Below are 16772 nucleotides of genomic sequence, written 5' to 3' on the forward strand. Positions count from 1 at the left end.
CTCCCATTCCCTCTTTCATGTTGGATCTATATAAACAAAACAAAGCATTCTATTTAAATTTAAAATACGGCTTTATTTTACAATTATTTTGTCGGAATAGCTATATGCAAAGCCGAAAAAACAGACTTCAGACCCGCATAGTTAGGTCTGGAAGCCTGTTTGGAAATCGTATATCCGGAATCAGGATGCTCTAACGGGCAAAAGGAATTAAGACAAAATAACTTAAGGTAGAAACAATCCCCAGCCCCATGGACCAGGCACCAGCTGTTTTCTGCCCCCTGGCATAGGCATAATACCCGAGCACTGTAGCAATTGGCCCCATAATAATCGACCAGATAAATAAGGATACCACACCAAATCCAAGGCCAATATAACCGATAGTCCGTTCTTCATTGTCCTTTACACCGCCGCTTGTATGCTCCGTTTCCTTATTGGCTGTTCTGTGAATCTGCGCGGGAAGCGGACTGATCTCAGCTGCATATTCCTCGTTCTGACTTCTGTCCCGGCGGGGATAATCCACTCTGCGCGGACGCAGAATAATTTTCCTGCGTTCCGAACGGTCCACTTTGGGTTCATCATTCTGATTGTCCATAAGGGCCTCCTCTAGGCGTTCGGCTTGAACGTCAGACAACAGGTTGCGGATGAAGTTCCGGCATGGTCATGATGATTATTCGCCGTCAGCTCTTCAGCATATTCTTCCTTGAAATGGCTGCCTGCATGCTTGTCGATTTCAATAACAATTTCTTCGGCACGGCACAGGTTCTGTTCTCCCCAATAATGACAGTTGCTCACACTGCATTTCACAAGCGGTTTTGCGTTTGTCATAATGATCACCTCGGCTTCATTATGTCCTCTCCGCTTTACTGCTATGCGGCTGAATGGTTTCCAGTTGATGCAATGGCGCCGTTCCTACATACAGGTAAATGTACACGCAAAAAAGACCAGGCTGTCATCTTCCTCATGACAAACCCGGTCCTTTAGCTGAAACCGGCAGCTCCGGTATTACACCTGATTCTGCATCCGTTTCTCCGTTAAATAATCGTTCTCGTAATAAGCCAGATCATCACGCAGCTCTTCATAGACCTTGGTAATCTCCATAATAATATCGCGCGCCGGACGAACCGGCTTCTTGCGGAAACGGATCGCATCCTGACCTGTGTAGGCATAGCGTCCATCTTCGGAGTAGCTTTCATTCTTAGGATAGAAGAAATTGTTCACTCCAAAATGATATACATTATATAGCGCTTTTTGCGCGAAGGCTTCATCAAAAGTGGCGCGGCGCAGAGCAACCCCAAGCTTCTCATAAGACATCTCCGAGAACACCAGCAGATGGCGGAGATCGGACAAGAAACCTTGATAGAAATGCAGTGTTTCTTCATCCTCTTCGGCAACCAGTTGCGGCAGCGCATGCTCGTTCAGGAACAGTTCCATTTTTCCGATTACGGATTTAAGTTTTTCTCTCGTCGATTCACACAATTTCTGCACATTAGCTGCTGACATGGCGATTGCTCCCCCTTATTAGTCCTTGCTTTGTAGTCGTTACGACATAATCATTTCGAGTAGTTCTCTCTTGATAGTATCACAAAACTTCATCGGCCTCCACCCACCGTAAGTGAGGATGGTCCTCCCGGTCCGGCGGACCGGATACAAGCCCCTGAAGGCGCTTATTTTCTGATATTAACATAAAACCCTGTACGGCGGTATCCTTTTCTCCGATGCATAAAACCGGCCCTCTCTTCTAAAGCTAACAGGTATTACAATGCCATGAAGGAGCGGAAACTATGTCACGTAAAAATTTAACCGTCGCCGGTCTGGTCACTGCTGCGCTAACGGTTGTGCTGCTTACTTTTGCCCTCCGTCCGGAAGACAGCACCACCAGCGGTACCCTCAGACAAGCCTCTGTGCCGAATCCCTCTCAGGAAAAAACCATCAAGAAAACCGCTCTGGTACAGGATGTAAGTGCTACTGACCGCCTGAACCGTGTGGATGTAAGCAAACATCTTAGAACTATGCTCTCGGATACCCATGGTGCTTCGCCTGAGGATATCTCAGCATATGCCAGGAACTTACAGCAGGGACACGGGCATATCACCATGCTGATGCTCATTGATTTCCGTACGCAGAAGACAACTACCTATAAATCCTCACTTCCGGAAGGAACGGACCACGAGAACAAGCAGCTGCTCAAATATCTGAACACCGCCAAGTCGGCTATCAAAGGGCATCAATCCTACGAGTCCCCGTCGTTTGTGATCGGCAGCAAGAAATATTATTTCGTCGCTCAGCGTGACCAGGAAGGCCAGCTCGGCGTTATCGCCCTGATCAATCAGAAGATCCTTGACCGGGTAGCCCAGCATCAGCTCAAGAATCTGCGGCTGATTCCTTATCCGAAGGAAGGCAAGTACCGCGTAGAATCCGTTCATGCCGATACTCTGCAGGATCTTACCGTCAAGACCGGCCATGACAACGAGAATGCCAGCCACTACTACGAGAACGAGATCGTCGTCCGTTTCCGGAACGGACATCCTACAGCAGGGCAGCTTCAGACCATCGCCGCAGATATTCATTGTAAGGAGCCGCGCAAGCTGGGGTATGCCTATATTTTCCGCTCAGAGAAGATGAACTATTCCCAGCTCAAAACCTACTTCGCTTATAAATGGCATCCGCAATATACCGAGCCTCACTACATGTATTTAACCAATGATACGGTGAGCGAAAATACAGGAGCAAATGTAATCACTCCGAATGATCTGCTGTTCTCCACCTATCAGTGGAATCTGCCGGCCATTGAAACAGAGCTGGGCTGGAATCTGTCCAAAGGCAGCAAGGAAGTCGTTGTGGCGGTGGTGGATACCGGAGTTCAGGCGGACCATCCCGATCTCCAGGGCCAGCTGCTGGCCGGATATAATGCGATAACTAACGGCTCCACGCCGGATGATGATGTGGGCCATGGCACACATGTTGCAGGCATCATCGGAGCATTGACCAATAATGAGGAAGGGGTAGCCGGCATCAGCTGGTACAACAAGATCCTTCCGGTAAAAGCGCTGGATAATTCCGGGGCGGGCACCACCTATTCCGTTGCCGAAGGCATCATCTGGGCGGCCGACAACGGTGCCAAAGTCATTAATCTCAGCCTCGGCAATTATGCCGACTCCCAGTTTCTGCATGATGCCATCAAGTATGCCTACGACCGTGACGTGGTCATTGTCTCCGCTTCCGGCAATGACAATACCGAACGGCCGGGCTACCCCGCGGCCTATGAGGAGGTAATCGCAGTGGCTGCAACCAATTCCACCGGAGAGAGAGCGTCTTTCTCCAATTACGGGGATTATATCGATGTGGCTGCACCCGGGGAAAGTATCGCCAGCACCTATCCTGATAATCAGTATGCGGCATTATCCGGCACCTCCATGGCCAGCCCCCATGTGGCAGCTCTCGCCGGACTGGTACGCTCGCTGAACCCCGAACTGACCAATAAGGAAGTAACCGAGCTGCTGACCTCAAATGCCGTGGATCTGGGCGATGCCGGACATGATAAATATTATGGCTGGGGTCAGGTTGATATTTACCAGACCCTGCAGGCCGCCGGCGGAGGTCAGGTTCCCCTGCAGCTGTTCCCGCAGCATGTCGGCAAACAGCTTAAATCCATGCAGTGAGTTAGGCGCTTGTCCGCCTGCCTGACGCGGGAAGGCTTATCTGCAGATGGAACGCAGATGCCGTTCCAGCAGATGCAGGAACTGCTTGAGCCCGCGCTCCATCTCTTCATGCGTAAGCTGCGAATAACACAGCCGGATATGCCGGGAGGGTGTGTCTCCGGCATAACAGACATCTCCTGGCAGGAAGGATATCCCTTCCTGCTCAGCCAGCGCATGCAGCTTGCCGATCCCGGGGGATTCGGGCAGCTGCAGCCACAGGTTCAGCCCGCCCTCGGGCAGCGTCCAGCTGACACCGGCCGGGGCATACTGCTTCAGGAGCATCGTTGCCGCTTCCTTGCGGAGGCGCAAGGCTGTGCGCAGCTTCGCTGCGTAAGCCTCATACCTGCGGTCGATGAAGGGCAATACCGCCCGCTGGGTCAGCAGCGGACTGCCAAGGTCACTCGACGACTTAGCGGCAATCAGCCTGGACAGGATATTGCCTTCAGCGGCAACGCAGGCGATCCGGCATCCGGGGGCGAGCACTTTGCTGAAGCTCTTCATATAGACCACATGCCCGGCGGCATCCATCGATTTGATCGACGGCGGAGGCGGCTGATGGAAATACAGATCACTGAACGGATCATCCTCCACAATGAGACAGCGGTAACTGCGGGCAAGCTCCAGCAGCCGCTGTCTTCTTGCTATGCTCATCGTTGCACCGCTGGGATTCTGAAAGGTGGGGTTCGTATAGATGAGCTTAGGCGGCCTGCGGTCACACATTGCAGTGAGCTTATCCACCCGCATCCCGTGCTCATCCATCGGAACGAAGATCATCTCGGCACCCCGTCCGGCAAAAACATCAATGGCCCCCGTATAGCTGGGCGCCTCCAGATACACTGTATCCCCGGGACCAACAAAGGTCCGGGCCACCAGATCGATACCCTGCTGCGAACCGCTGGTAATCATCAGGTCATTAGAGCTCAGCGATATGCCCCGGCTCTGCAAATGCCTGCGCATCACCTCCCGCAGCTCCTGATCCCCCTGGAAATTCCCGTAGGAGGCCATCAGCTCCGGCTGTTCCTGTACCAGAGCCGCCATAGTGGCGCCAATCGGTTCAAGCGGGAGGAGACTGCTGTGTATCGCTGCCAGATGGAAGGGATACTTCACTTCCGAATAATTGAAGTTACGCCACAGCTGCGCCCGCGGCAGGTAGTCGTCATAACCGTCCTGCCAGCCGGCTGAAGTATCGGGCGAATTCCGCTGCCGCTCCGCTACATAACAGCCTTTGCCCTGGCTGCAGAGAATATGTCCCCGCGTTTCCAGATCGGCATAAGCCTTGCTGACAGTTACCTGGCTTACCTTCAAGGAGGAGGCCAGAACTCTTACCGAAGGCAGCTTACTTCCCGGCTGCAGCAGTCCGGAGGTGATCCGCTGGGCGATTGTCTCACTAATCTGCTGCGGCAGGGATTTGGTTCCGCTGCGGAGTAAATCAATACGCATTCCGCTTCCCCCTTACTGTTATATTTAGCGCTTTACTGTTATACTGCTATACCGTTATGATACAACAAAATTCAGATTAGCGGGGAGCATGAACCATGAAGATCAATTATGCTGAGATGACGAACCACCTGGGGTCCTCAGCCGTCCGTGATATTCTCAAAATTACGCAGGGCAAAGATATTATCTCCCTGGCGGGCGGCCTGCCTGCTGAGGAGCTGTTCCCTGTAGAGGCTGTCCGCGAGGCCTATAGCCGCGTACTCTCCAGTGATGTTTCAGCACTGCAATACGGCTTAACCGAAGGGTATCTTCCGCTGCGTGAAGCGATCGCTGCAAGACTGGGACGGCAGGGTATTCCGGTGTCCGCACAAGAAATGCTCCTCACCACCGGCTCCCAGCAGGCGATAGATCTGCTCTGCAGAATACTTATTGATCCGGGTGATGCCGTACTGGTGGAAGCCCCGACTTACCTGGCTGCCCTGCAGGTGCTGGGCTCCTACCGCGCAGACATCCGCATGGTGGACAGCGATGATCAAGGCATGCTGCCTGAGCATTTGGAAGAGCAGCTCCGCACATACCGCCCCAAGCTCCTCTATGCCGTCCCTACGTTCAATAATCCCTCAGGTGCGACCTGGAGCAAGGAACGCCGAGAACAAGTTGTAGGGCTATGCCGGAAATACGGTGTGCTCATATTGGAAGACAATCCGTACGGGGAGATTACCTTTGATGAGACACCGGGAGCATATCCGCCTGCGCTAGCCGCCATCGACAGAAATCTGGACGGTGATTCCTGTGTGGTCTACACCGGTACTTTCTCCAAAATCGTCGCACCCGGGCTGCGCACAGGCTGGATCACCGGCCCTTCAGAGCTGATCCGTGTGGCAGCCAAGGCCAAGCAGGCTGCGGATCTGCATTCCAGCGCCATTGATCAGCGCGCCCTGCATGAACTCCTGCAGAGGTTTGACCTTGAAGGACATATCCGCCTGATCTCCCGTGAATATCAGTCACGGATGAAGCTCCTCTCGGCGGAGCTCTCCTCGCGGAACTGGGAGGGAGCCAGCTTCCTCGAACCGCGCGGCGGCATGTTCCTGTGGCTGATCCTGCCTGATCAGATCCATACCGCTGAGCTGCTCCCGCTCGCCGTAGAGCAAGGTGTCGCCTTCGTTCCCGGTGAGGTGTTCTACTCGGAACGTCCGCTGAAGAATGCGATGCGCCTCAACTTCACCCATACGCGGCCGGAGCTGCTGCCGCTTGCGGTGCAGCGGCTGGAGACAGCACTGTCCCGGTATGAGGAGCGCTTGCTTCCTATGTAATTTACTCTCCGGATATTTGTAGGTATATCTATAACAGTACACAAAAGGCGGCCCCCTAAGGAGGCCGCCGTCTTATTGTGTAAGTGTATTGAGTTACCGCACAGTGCTTATTCGTTGTCAGTTAGGAAAGTTTGCCGTAAGCCGGGTTCTGTGCTCGTTGTGGTTCAAACGGGAACTACCCTCCCACCATAAGCGACAATCATCTATCTAGGCCATACATTACTGCACAGCTCCAGCGACCAACCTAGACACGCCTCAGGCGAAGGCTGCTTCTCCCGGTTAAGGAAGACGCTGCGTCTCATTAGGTCTTGCTCCAGATGGGGTTTACCAGGAACGAAGTCACCAGCGTTCCTCGGGGTCTCTTACACCTCGGTTCCATCCTTGCCTGTGCTGCCCGAAAGCAGCCATCGGCGGTCCATTTCTGTGGCACTATCCTTCGGCTCGCGCCGACTGGACGTTATCCAGCATCCTGCCTTGTGGAGCCCGGACTTTCCTCCCGCGGCGTTCTCACGCACACCGGCGATTGTCTGTCAAACTTTCCGGAACAACATTGTATATTATACAGACTTGCACCAGCCTGCACAAGTGCAAATAATTACAACGCAGCTGCTTAGAGGAATTTAAAAGGCTCGGTATTCAGCTTGGAGGCATGCACCACAGTACTGCTCTTATGCTCCGTCAGCTTACCGGCAAGAAACTCTGCAACTTTCTCCTTCATGATCTTCTCCGCATTATGCCCCGGGTCGATCAGTGCGATACCCGCCAGGTGCGCATCCTGTGCCGTATGGTAATCGATATCACCAGTCACCAGCACATCCGCTCCTTTGAAGATGGCACTGCTGTAATACTTGGCACCGGAACCGCCCATTACAGCCGCTTTGCGGATCGGGCGGTTCAAATCACCAACAACCCGCACACTGCCGACGTCCAGCCCGCTCTTAACGGTTTCTACGAATTCTCCCAGCGTGGCCGGCTCCTTAAGCTTGCCCACTCTTCCCAGTCCAAGGCTGCGGCCTTTAAGATCCATAGAATACAGGTCATATGCTACCTCTTCATAGGGGTGCGCTTTCAGCATCGCCTGCACGACTTTATTCCGGATGGGCTGCGGCACTATAGTCTCGATGCGGATCTCTTCAGCCCGCTCCAGCTTGTCTTGCTTGCCGATATAAGGGTCTGTCCCCTCCTGCGGCATGAAGGTGCCATATCCCTCGATGTTGAAGCTGCAATGGCTATAATTGCCGATCCAGCCCGCTCCGGCGTTCAGAATTGCATCCAGCACCTTCTGGTGGTGATCCTTCGGTACAAAAACAACGAGCTTGGACAATTGCTCTGTATGAATATCCTTAATCGGTGCACCGTTCTCAATCCCCAGCGCTTCGGCCATCCAATCGTTCATTCCGCCCTCGGCCACATCCAGATTGGTATGGCTGATATAGACGGCGATATCGTTTTTGATCAGCTTCTCATACAGCCGGCCCATGGGAGTGTCTGTGAGAATGCCTTTGACCGGCCGGAAAATAATCGCGTGATGAGCGATGATCAGATTGCAGCCTTGGGCAATTGCTTCATCCACGACACTGTCGTTAACATCCAGCGCGACCAGCACGCCGGTGATCTCCTTCTGCAGACTGCCCAGCTGAAGCCCGACATTATCCCATTCCTCCGCCAGATGCTTCGGGGCAAGCTGCTCCATATATCCTATTACAGTCTGTCCTTTGGCAAACATTCCAGCACCTCCGCTATCCGCTTAATCTGTGCACTGATCTTACTGCGCTTCTCTTCTGCCGCCTCCAGCTCTGAACGCGAAAGTGAGGTCAGAATACCTTCCAGCTTGGAGATTTCCCCCTGCCATTTCGCCATGAACACTTCATTCGGCGCTTGGAGCAGCCAAGGACCCATCTGCAGCAGCAGAGCCTGATCAAAGGCCACCTTGCCGCCTGCGGGCGCATATTCCTGATACAGCTGTTCATTCGTCCGGCCAGCTTCGCTGCCTTCAGGGACAGCTGTAAGGATTTCATAAGTTTTGCCGTCTTCCTCCAAAATATGCTCCGAGATCAGCACCCAGCCGTTACCAAGCAGCCAGCGGCGCAGAATATCCTCGCCTACATTCGGCTGCAGCGCAAGTGTCTTCACCCCGGCCAGCTTCCCCTGTTTCTGTCCGCGTTCAAGAATAGCGGCGATTAGCGATCCGCCCATGCCGGCAATGGTGATGGTGTCCGCTTCCCCCGGCTCCAGTACTTCAAGTCCGTCTCCACGCCGTACAGCAATCTGCTTGCTGAGGCCTGCTTCAGCTACACCTCTGCCTGCCGCTTCATACGGTCCCAGGTTCACTTCCCCGGCAATTGCCGAGGGCACACGCCCGCTTATCACTGCAGCAACAGGCAGCAAGGCGTGATCCGAACCTATATCAGCAAGCCTGCTTCCTTCCGGTACCTGCTCCAGCAGTAGCTGAAGCCGTTCTGATAATTTTACATTATTCATGAGGCCACCCACGTTATCCATTTTTTTCTGAAGATGAACAGCAGCGCTAAGCCTACCGCGATCTTCAGTATTAATATAAGCGAAGTCCATTCCGGGAATCCTGATCTGAGCCATAGCGCATCGATTTCCGGCATCAGCCAGAGCGAAACGCCGACGCCCAGGTACACACCCGAGACCCCGCTAACCCGGTGATACAAAAGCCAGCTCAGCCAGATCATCAGCACACATAGCGGAACCCAGAGCAGCTCCAGCATGAGAATGGAAGCATCCGGCCGGGCCTGGCCGAAGAATCCCGCATACAGCAAGGCCCAAAAAGCAAAACCGCAAAAATGAAGGAGTCCGATACGCAGAAAGAAACCAAGTACACACCATAGGAGACCGCAGCCTGCAATCAGCAAAGGTCTCCAAAAGTCCGGATCCAGATCATGCAGGGCAATCAGCCATAGCCCGAACCCGAGGGTTAACACGCTGCCGATTCCTGCCAGTACCAGACTGATCATCTTGTTGCGGTCCTGATAAATAGCAGAATAGCCATAACATACAATTAATACACAGAGCGCCGTGGCAAGTTGCAAAGGCCAGGGAAAAACGCTAAAATAAAGACTAATCAAGAAAATCAAGGAAATTATTCCAAAACCAAACAGCCAAATTTTGATGCTTCCCTGCTGTAGATTCCGCAGCGACACCGGATTGCTATCCTTAATTTCTGCTTGATCATCATACAGGTTGGTCAGGAAGTCACAATATTGCTCCGGCAGCAGCTTGCTTCTTCTCCAGTACTGAATTTCTCTTAAAATAGTGTCACGTTTCTCCAAATTCAACGTTTCATCCCTCTTTCCAGATCTTGCCTTGACCTGTCAAACTAAAAGGACCTCCTGCCACCGTGCAGCAGAAGGTCCGGCCTTATACGTCTATTCGAGGAAATCCTTCAACCGCTTGCTGCGGCTCGGGTGACGCAGTTTGCGCAGTGCTTTGGCTTCTATCTGGCGGATACGCTCGCGGGTAACACCGAACACTTTGCCCACTTCTTCAAGGGTTCTCGTCCGTCCGTCATCCAGTCCGAAACGCAGGCGCAGCACGTTCTCTTCACGCTCGGTGAGCGTGTCCAGCACATCCTCCAGCTGTTCCTTCAGCAGCTCATAAGCCGCTGCATCCGCAGGCGCAAGCGCCTCCTGATCCTCAATGAAATCTCCCAGATGCGAATCATCTTCCTCACCGATTGGTGTTTCCAGTGATACCGGCTCCTGGGCAATCTTCATGATTTCTCTAACCTTCTCAACGGTCAGTTCCATCTCAGCCGCAATCTCTTCCGGCGAAGGCTCACGTCCCAGCTCCTGCAGCAATTGGCGGGAGACCCGGATCAATTTGTTGATGGTTTCCACCATATGCACTGGAATACGGATGGTCCGCGCCTGGTCGGCAATCGCGCGGGTAATCGCCTGACGGATCCACCAGGTTGCATAGGTACTGAATTTGAAGCCTTTATTGTGGTCGAACTTCTCAACGGCCTTGATCAGACCCATGTTGCCTTCCTGAATCAAATCGAGGAACAGCATGCCGCGTCCGACATAACGTTTGGCGATACTGACTACGAGCCGCAGATTCGCTTCCGCAAGTCTCCGCTTCGCTTCCTCGTCACCATTCTTGATTCTCATCGCCAGTTCCACTTCATCGTCAGCCGATAACAGCGGAACACGCCCGATTTCCTTCAGATACATCCGTACGGGGTCGTTGATCTTGATGCCCGGAGGCAGCGACAGATCGTCGTCAAAGCTGAAATCATCGCTGTCTTTGTCCTCATTATCCTCACTTGGCCGGAGGCTGTTAACCTCTTCATCATTCTCGTTCACAACTTCGATCCCCAGATCGCTCAGCTGCTCGTAGAATTCCTCCATCTGCTCGGGGTCTTGATCAAACGGCGATAATTTCTCCATAATATCTTTGTAGTTCAATGATGATCTTTTCTTACCATGATCAATAAGCTGATCCTTAACCTGATCCAGAGTAAATTCCGCTTCCAGTTCAGTGTGCTGATCGTTCGCCATAATTCGACTCCCTCCTCCCTAGGTACATCCTGTCAATGTCTCATTGTCTCTCTAGGGCTAAAATTTCACTTGCTATTTGTGCTGCACGCAAAAAGTCACCGGATTTTTCCGCCTGAATCATCTCTTCACGCTTGGGTTCTATTTTGCGCTGCAGAGGATACTTCTGCACTTCACGAATACAATCGTCCAGAACCTTGGTATTCCAGTCCGGAGGGGTATCCATCATGGAGATCGCCGTAGCAGTCTTCTCCAGACGGTCATCCTGAAGCGATGATAGAAACCGGCTGATGCCGGGTGGTTTGCCTTGCGCATAATAGGCATATAGATAAGCGGCAATTGCCGCATGATCATCAATATTGAACTCTTCCCCGAGGCGCTCGCCCACATAGGCCGCCGCTTCCGGATCCTGAATCATCAGTGATAAAAGGCGCCGTTCCGCAACATGGTAAGCAGGCAGCAGCGTAGGTGTCTGCACTTGCCCTTTTTTATGCCTACCATTATTCCACCTTTTGTCGTTATTATCCCCTTCGGGAATGTTTTTTTGCATGGACGCCCGAAGTAAATTGCAATCCTGCTTCAAGCTGTCATAGGATAGCTCCAGCTCGGAGGCGATTTCCCTCAGATATACCTCACGCTCTGTCGAGGAGTGGAGCCCGGCAATGATCTCAAGAGCCTCCTTGACATAGGCGATTTTGCCGTCTTCCTCTAGGAGTATATGGTTTTTTTTCAGATATATAAGCTTAAATTTTATGGATGATACTGCGGAGTCAATGACCTGTTCCCTGAATCTGTCCCCGCCATGCCGGTTGATAAATTCATCGGGGTCCATTCCGCCCGGGAGCAGTGCAACCTTAACTCTCAGCCCGCTTTCTTCCAGCAGTGGAATGGCCTTGAGTGCTGCAGCTTGTCCCGCCTTATCTCCGTCATAAGAGAGTACAATCTCATCCCCCAGACTTTTCATCAGCGCCACATGGCCCTCGGTAAGCGATGTACCCATGGTCGCCACCCCGTTATGCACACCTGCATCCCAAGCCGAAATGACATCACCGTATCCCTCGAACAGGACGATTTGCCGCGTTTTGCGGATGGATGCTTTGGACTGGTGCAAGTTGTACAGGATCCGGCTTTTGTTGAATAACCGGCTCTCCGGGGAGTTTAAATATTTCGGCTGGCCTTCACCAAATATTCTTCCGGCAAAGGCGATGGTCTTACCCATGCGGTTGGCAATCGGAAAAATGACTCGGCCGCGGAAACGGTCCAGATAACCTTTGCCTTCACCCCGGGCAGAGAGCAGCCCGCCCTTCTCCATCTCGGCGAGATCAAAGCTCCGTTTCTCCAGAAACTGCAGCAGTGTATCCCAACGGTCCGGTGCATAGCCAATTTGAAACTGGTCAATCATTTTATCGCTGAAACCCCGGGTTCTTAAATACTCCATGGCGGCAGTGCCGTATTCCGTGTTCTTCAGCAGATAATGATAATACTTAGCCGATAAATCATACGCCTGAATCAGCCGGTCCCGCTCTGGATCGGGTGGAGCGAGCGCCCCTCCTCTGCCCTCGGGCACGGGTATATCACTTTCTTCCGCCATTATTCTGACTGCTTCGGGGAAGGACAATCCTTCGATTTCCATCCTGAACTTGATGGCATTTCCGCCCATACCGCAGCCAAAGCAATGAAATACTCCCCGGTCAGGGGTGACAGTGAAGGAAGGGGATTTCTCCGAATGGAACGGGCAGAGGCCCCATAAATATTTCCCCTGCTTGGACAAATGGACAACCTTACCGACTGTATCGACAATATCATGCCGCGCCAGCACGCTCTCGATAACCTCTTCCGGAATATTACCGTGTCCGCTAGCCACTTCAACCACCTTCATCTCTTAACAAATAAATATAATTCGCTACAGCTGAACATTCTCCTGCAAAAAAGTTAAAACTTTTGTCAGTTTATGTTGAAAATAAATTTTTTCCTCTGCGGTAATCGCTTTTGGCCCCTTGGAATAGTGGCCGCGCCTGCGCTCTACCGCCCGGGCATGCCTGCCCTCCAGCATAAAATCCATTTTGGAATCCTCATATTCCTGCCCCCGGTTCGAGAGCACCCTGCAGCGTTTGCCCAGCGCCAGCGCAGCAAGTCCATAATCCTGCGTAATTACGACATCTCCTGCAGAAATATGATTAGCGATATACAAATCGGCACTGTCAGCTCCGCGGTCCACCTGGACAACCGTAACACCTTCTTCAGCTTTGAGTACATGATCGTAAGAAGAAACCATCAGCACCGGTATGCCAAAACTGCGGGCCACGGTAGTGATCTCCTGTTTGACCGGACAAGCATCCCCATCCACGACAATCTTTCTTTCCTGGGACCTCACCATGCTTCTCACCAAATTCCCGTGTAATATATATACGCTCCGCTTGGCAGAAATCCTTCTTTGTAAAGCATAAATACGGAACGAATGTCAACTTACTCATTGGCACCGTTCCGTATATTTATACCCTAAACCCTCAATCTATACCATAAGTCACAAACATTACTTGAATTTCAGTCCCTGCTTACCACACCAGCTTGCCGAAATCGGCAAACAATCTGGAGTCCGCGTTGATGCCGGACAGGAGTGCCAGACGGTTAGCGCGAACCGCCTCGTCTTCGGCCATAACCATAACGGAATCGAAGAATCCGGTGACGGCTTCCTTCAGCCCCGACAGAATCTGCAGCGCTTCAGCCGCATGCCGGATGGCAAGTGCTTCGCGGTAAGGGTCATGGATACTCTGCCAGGTCTGGTACAGCTTCTGTTCGGCTTCTTCTTTGAGCAGAGCAGGATCGATTACCGCCCCTTCGGCTGCTTTGGCCGCCAGATTGCTGACACGGGTCAGGGAATCCACAGTGATTTTGAAATCAGCTACGTCTGTTACTGCATTCATAAGCGCAAGACTTCTGCCTACCACATCAACGATATCATCGAAACCGGCAGCAGTAGCTGCATCCACCACATCATAGTGGACATTATTGTCGGATAATAGGCGTTTGACGCGCAGACCGAAGAACTCGTAAAGGTTTATACGCAGCTCAGGGGTGAAATGTTTCTCTGCACGTAAACTTTCATGAACTTCCAGCGCTGCAGCGAAAATTTCCTGCAAACTGATGCTGAGCTGATGCTCCAGCACAATCTGCACAATTCCTGCCGCCTGACGGCGCAGTGCATAAGGGTCCTGGGAACCGGTCGGAATAATTCCGATCGAGAAACAGCCCACGATGGTGTCGATTTTATCGGCCAGGCTGACTACCAGTCCAGCTTGCGTGGAAGGAACGGCATCTCCGGCGAAACGCGGCTGATAGTGCTCAAAGATCGCTTTGGATACATTGTCAGCTTCGCCGGACTTACGGGCATAATCCTCACCCATCGTACCCTGCAGCTCAGGGAACTCACCAACCATTTGCGTAACCAGGTCGAATTTACAGATATCCGCAGTCCGGCTGACTTCAGCCGCGGCACTTGCCGGCAGCGCAAGCTTCACAGCCAGACGGTCAGCGATGGCACGGATGCGGCGCACTTTATCTCCTACACTGCCCAGCTCTTCGTGATACACGATATTCTCGAGCTTGGCCAGCGCATCGTTAATCTGCAGCTTCTGGTCCTCTTCATAAAAGAATTTGGCATCCTGCAGCCGGGCGCGCAGCACCTTCTCGTTACCCTTGGCGATCACATCCAGCGATACTGCATTCCCGTTGCGCACAGTTACGAAGAACGGAAGAAGCTTGCCGTCTTCGCCGAACACCGGGAAGTAACGCTGATGTTCGCGCATGGAAGTAATCAGCACATCCTGCGGGATGTTCAGGAAAGCAGGGTCGAATGTACCGAACAAGACGGTCGGTGTTTCTACCAGGAACAGCACTTCTTCGAGCAGATCTTCCTTAATCGCAATCTTCCAGCTCTTCTCTTCTGCGAGCTTGTTGATTCCGCTAAGGATCAGCTCTTCGCGTTCCTTCACATCTACGAGCACATGCTGGCTGCGCAGAGCTTCGACATACAGGGCAGGCTCAGCAATAACTGCTTCCTTCCCAAGGAAACGGTGGCCGCGGCTCACATTGCCGGCTTTGACTCCGGTAATCGTAAGGTCAATAATCTCCTGGCCGAAGAGCGCGACCATCCAGCGGATCGGACGGACAAATTTGAAATCATAAGCGCCCCAGCGCATATTTTTGGGGAAAGTCATGGCATTTACAATACCTGTAAGACCTTCAGAGAGCAGGGAAGCTGTCTCAATCCCGGTGCTGCTCTTGGTGGCATAGATATATTCTACGCCTGCCAGTTCCTTGAAGGTAAACTGCTCCGGTGCTACTCCCTGGCTGCGGGCAAAACCAAGTGCCGCCTTGCTCCATTCGCCGTTTGCGTCCAGGGCGATTTTGCGTGACGGGCCTTTGACTTCTTCACTTACATCTTCCTGCCGCTGCGCAGCATCCTTCACCAGCACAGCAAGACGCCGCGGTGTTGCATATGCACTTACGCCATTGTGGCTGATCCTTGAGGCTTCGAGCCATTTCACGGTTCTGTCCTTCAGCTGTTCCATAGCGGCGCGGATGAAGCGGGCCGGAATTTCCTCAAGACCGATCTCGAACAAAATATCTTTAGACAAGGTCAGCACCTTCTTTCTTCAGCAGCGGGAAGCCGAGCTTCTCGCGTTCCTCCAGATATGTTGCCGCTACGGTGCGGGCAAGATTACGCACTCTTGTAATGAAGCCCGTACGTTCCGTTACACTGATCGCTCCGCGCGCATCCAGAAGGTTGAAGGTATGCGAGCATTTCAGCACGTAGTCATACGCCGGGAAAACCAGGTGGTTCTCCATCGCTCTGCGCGCTTCCTCTTCGTAGGTGTTGAACAGGGTGAACAGCATTTTGACATCGGAGACTTCAAAAGTATACGTGGAATGCTCCACCTCCGGCTGATGGAACACATCACCGTAAGTCATTCCGTCGACCCATTCCAGATCGAATACATTTTCTTTATCCTGAATGTAGGAAGCAAGACGCTCCATACCATAGGTAATTTCCACCGCTACCGGACTTGCTTCAATTCCGCCTACCTGCTGGAAGTAGGTGAATTGCGTAATTTCCATACCATCCAGCCATACTTCCCAGCCGAGGCCCGCACAGCCCAGGGACGGGTTCTCCCAGTTGTCTTCAACAAACCGTACGTCATGCAGCAGGGGATCTACGCCCAGTGCCTTCAAGCTATCCAGGTACAGCTCCTGAATATTGTCCGGGGACGGCTTGATGATGACCTGGAACTGGTGATGCTGGTACAGGCGGTTCGGGTTCTCCCCGTAACGGCCGTCTGACGGACGGCGTGAAGGCTCGACATAAGCGACCTTCCAGGGCTCTGGACCAAGCGACCGCAAAAAGGTCATAGGATTCATCGTGCCCGCCCCTTTTTCCGTATCATACGGCTGGACGAGAATGCAGTTCTGGGCTGCCCAGAACTGCTGCAGTGTCAGAATCATCTGCTGAAAGTTCATACTACCGACTCCTTCGCTTTACAAGTGTGTACTGCCTCTTACTTATGACTGGCTCTTGCTGCTGCGCGATGGAGGCGGTCACCGGCTTCTATATCCCTGCGGCAGGTTACGGAGAGTATATCCTCCATAGGTCCATCACAAGGCAAAAAAGCTCCCGCCCCCATGCCTGATTAACAGACATAGGGACGAGAGCCTCAAATTCTTCTCCCGCGGTTCCACCCTACTTGATTACGCTACGCGAAATCCACTTTTCATACTGCCGCTTCCGTACTCCCGGGCGCCAT

Annotated in this window: 14 protein-coding genes and 1 other RNA gene; 2 read left to right on the plus strand and 13 right to left on the minus strand. The window is 52.6% G+C overall.

What is annotated here, in order from left to right:
* Positions 1 to 190 precede the first annotated feature (190 nt).
* The 3 genes from PBOR_RS26290 to PBOR_RS26300 all read right to left on the minus strand — a co-directional run bounded on the left by PBOR_RS26290 (position 191) and on the right by PBOR_RS26300 (position 1500).
* Positions 191 to 592, minus strand: a complete 402-nt coding sequence (locus PBOR_RS26290; RefSeq protein ID WP_042216768.1) for a hypothetical protein — start codon at positions 590 to 592, stop codon at positions 191 to 193.
* Positions 593 to 603: 11 nt separating this feature from the next.
* On the minus strand, positions 604 to 825 hold the full coding sequence (locus tag PBOR_RS26295; protein WP_042216770.1) for a DUF1540 domain-containing protein: 222 nt from the start codon (positions 823 to 825) through the stop codon (positions 604 to 606).
* A 177-nt stretch (positions 826 to 1002) separates the two neighbouring features.
* Complete coding sequence (locus tag PBOR_RS26300; RefSeq protein WP_042139416.1) at positions 1003 to 1500, minus strand: YpuI family protein; 498 nt, start codon at positions 1498 to 1500, stop codon at positions 1003 to 1005.
* Between the two features lie 281 nt (positions 1501 to 1781).
* Between PBOR_RS26300 and PBOR_RS26305 the strand changes: the two genes are divergently transcribed.
* Entirely contained in the window at positions 1782 to 3659 is a 1878-nt protein-coding gene (locus PBOR_RS26305; RefSeq protein ID WP_042216772.1) for a S8 family peptidase, read from the plus strand.
* Positions 3660 to 3695: 36 nt separating this feature from the next.
* Here PBOR_RS26305 and pdxR read toward each other — a convergent pair whose 3' ends face one another.
* Positions 3696 to 5138: a MocR-like pyridoxine biosynthesis transcription factor PdxR gene (gene pdxR, locus PBOR_RS26310; RefSeq protein WP_042216774.1), complete on the minus strand. Its 1443-nt coding sequence runs from the start codon at positions 5136 to 5138 to the stop codon at positions 3696 to 3698.
* A gap of 95 nt (positions 5139 to 5233) precedes the next feature.
* Between pdxR and PBOR_RS26315 the strand changes: the two genes are divergently transcribed.
* Entirely contained in the window at positions 5234 to 6448 is a 1215-nt protein-coding gene (locus PBOR_RS26315; RefSeq protein WP_042216776.1) for an aminotransferase-like domain-containing protein, read from the plus strand.
* Positions 6449 to 6570: 122 nt separating this feature from the next.
* On the opposite strand, the gene rnpB is transcribed toward PBOR_RS26315, so the two are convergent.
* The 9 genes from rnpB to glyQ form a co-directional block, all read right to left on the minus strand.
* Positions 6571 to 6987, minus strand: an RNA gene (gene rnpB / locus PBOR_RS35960) — RNase P RNA component class A.
* Between the two features lie 71 nt (positions 6988 to 7058).
* Positions 7059 to 8174 (minus strand): Nif3-like dinuclear metal center hexameric protein, encoded by a 1116-nt coding sequence (locus PBOR_RS26320; protein ID WP_042216778.1) that lies wholly within the window; start codon positions 8172 to 8174, stop codon positions 7059 to 7061.
* The gene (locus PBOR_RS26325) at positions 8150 to 8929 is read right to left on the minus strand and encodes a tRNA (adenine(22)-N(1))-methyltransferase (protein WP_042216781.1); all 780 of its coding nucleotides are present in this window, start codon (positions 8927 to 8929) and stop codon (positions 8150 to 8152) included. Before PBOR_RS26325 ends, PBOR_RS26320 begins: the two co-directional genes overlap by 25 nt.
* Positions 8926 to 9429, minus strand: coding sequence for a hypothetical protein (locus tag PBOR_RS37160; RefSeq protein WP_157764132.1), 504 nt, complete (start codon positions 9427 to 9429; stop codon positions 8926 to 8928). Before PBOR_RS37160 ends, PBOR_RS26325 begins: the two co-directional genes overlap by 4 nt.
* A 411-nt stretch (positions 9430 to 9840) precedes the next feature.
* A complete protein-coding gene (gene rpoD / locus PBOR_RS26335) occupies positions 9841 to 10974 on the minus strand; it encodes an RNA polymerase sigma factor RpoD (protein WP_039304147.1) in 1134 nt (377 codons plus the stop codon).
* Positions 10975 to 11014: 40 nt separating this feature from the next.
* On the minus strand, positions 11015 to 12850 hold the full coding sequence (gene dnaG / locus PBOR_RS26340; RefSeq protein WP_245647918.1) for a DNA primase: 1836 nt from the start codon (positions 12848 to 12850) through the stop codon (positions 11015 to 11017).
* 24 nt (positions 12851 to 12874) lie between these two features.
* Positions 12875 to 13348 (minus strand): YaiI/YqxD family protein, encoded by a 474-nt coding sequence (locus tag PBOR_RS26345; protein ID WP_042216785.1) that lies wholly within the window; start codon positions 13346 to 13348, stop codon positions 12875 to 12877.
* Positions 13349 to 13526: 178 nt separating this feature from the next.
* Positions 13527 to 15608: a glycine--tRNA ligase subunit beta gene (gene glyS / locus PBOR_RS26350; RefSeq protein WP_042216787.1), complete on the minus strand. Its 2082-nt coding sequence runs from the start codon at positions 15606 to 15608 to the stop codon at positions 13527 to 13529.
* Positions 15601 to 16488: a glycine--tRNA ligase subunit alpha gene (glyQ, locus tag PBOR_RS26355; RefSeq protein WP_039304138.1), complete on the minus strand. Its 888-nt coding sequence runs from the start codon at positions 16486 to 16488 to the stop codon at positions 15601 to 15603. The genes glyS and glyQ overlap by 8 nt, the downstream gene beginning before the upstream one ends.
* Between the last annotated feature and the right edge of the window lie 284 nt (positions 16489 to 16772).

The organism is Paenibacillus borealis (genome assembly GCF_000758665.1).
Taxonomy (GTDB): domain Bacteria; phylum Bacillota; class Bacilli; order Paenibacillales; family Paenibacillaceae; genus Paenibacillus_AQ; species Paenibacillus_AQ borealis.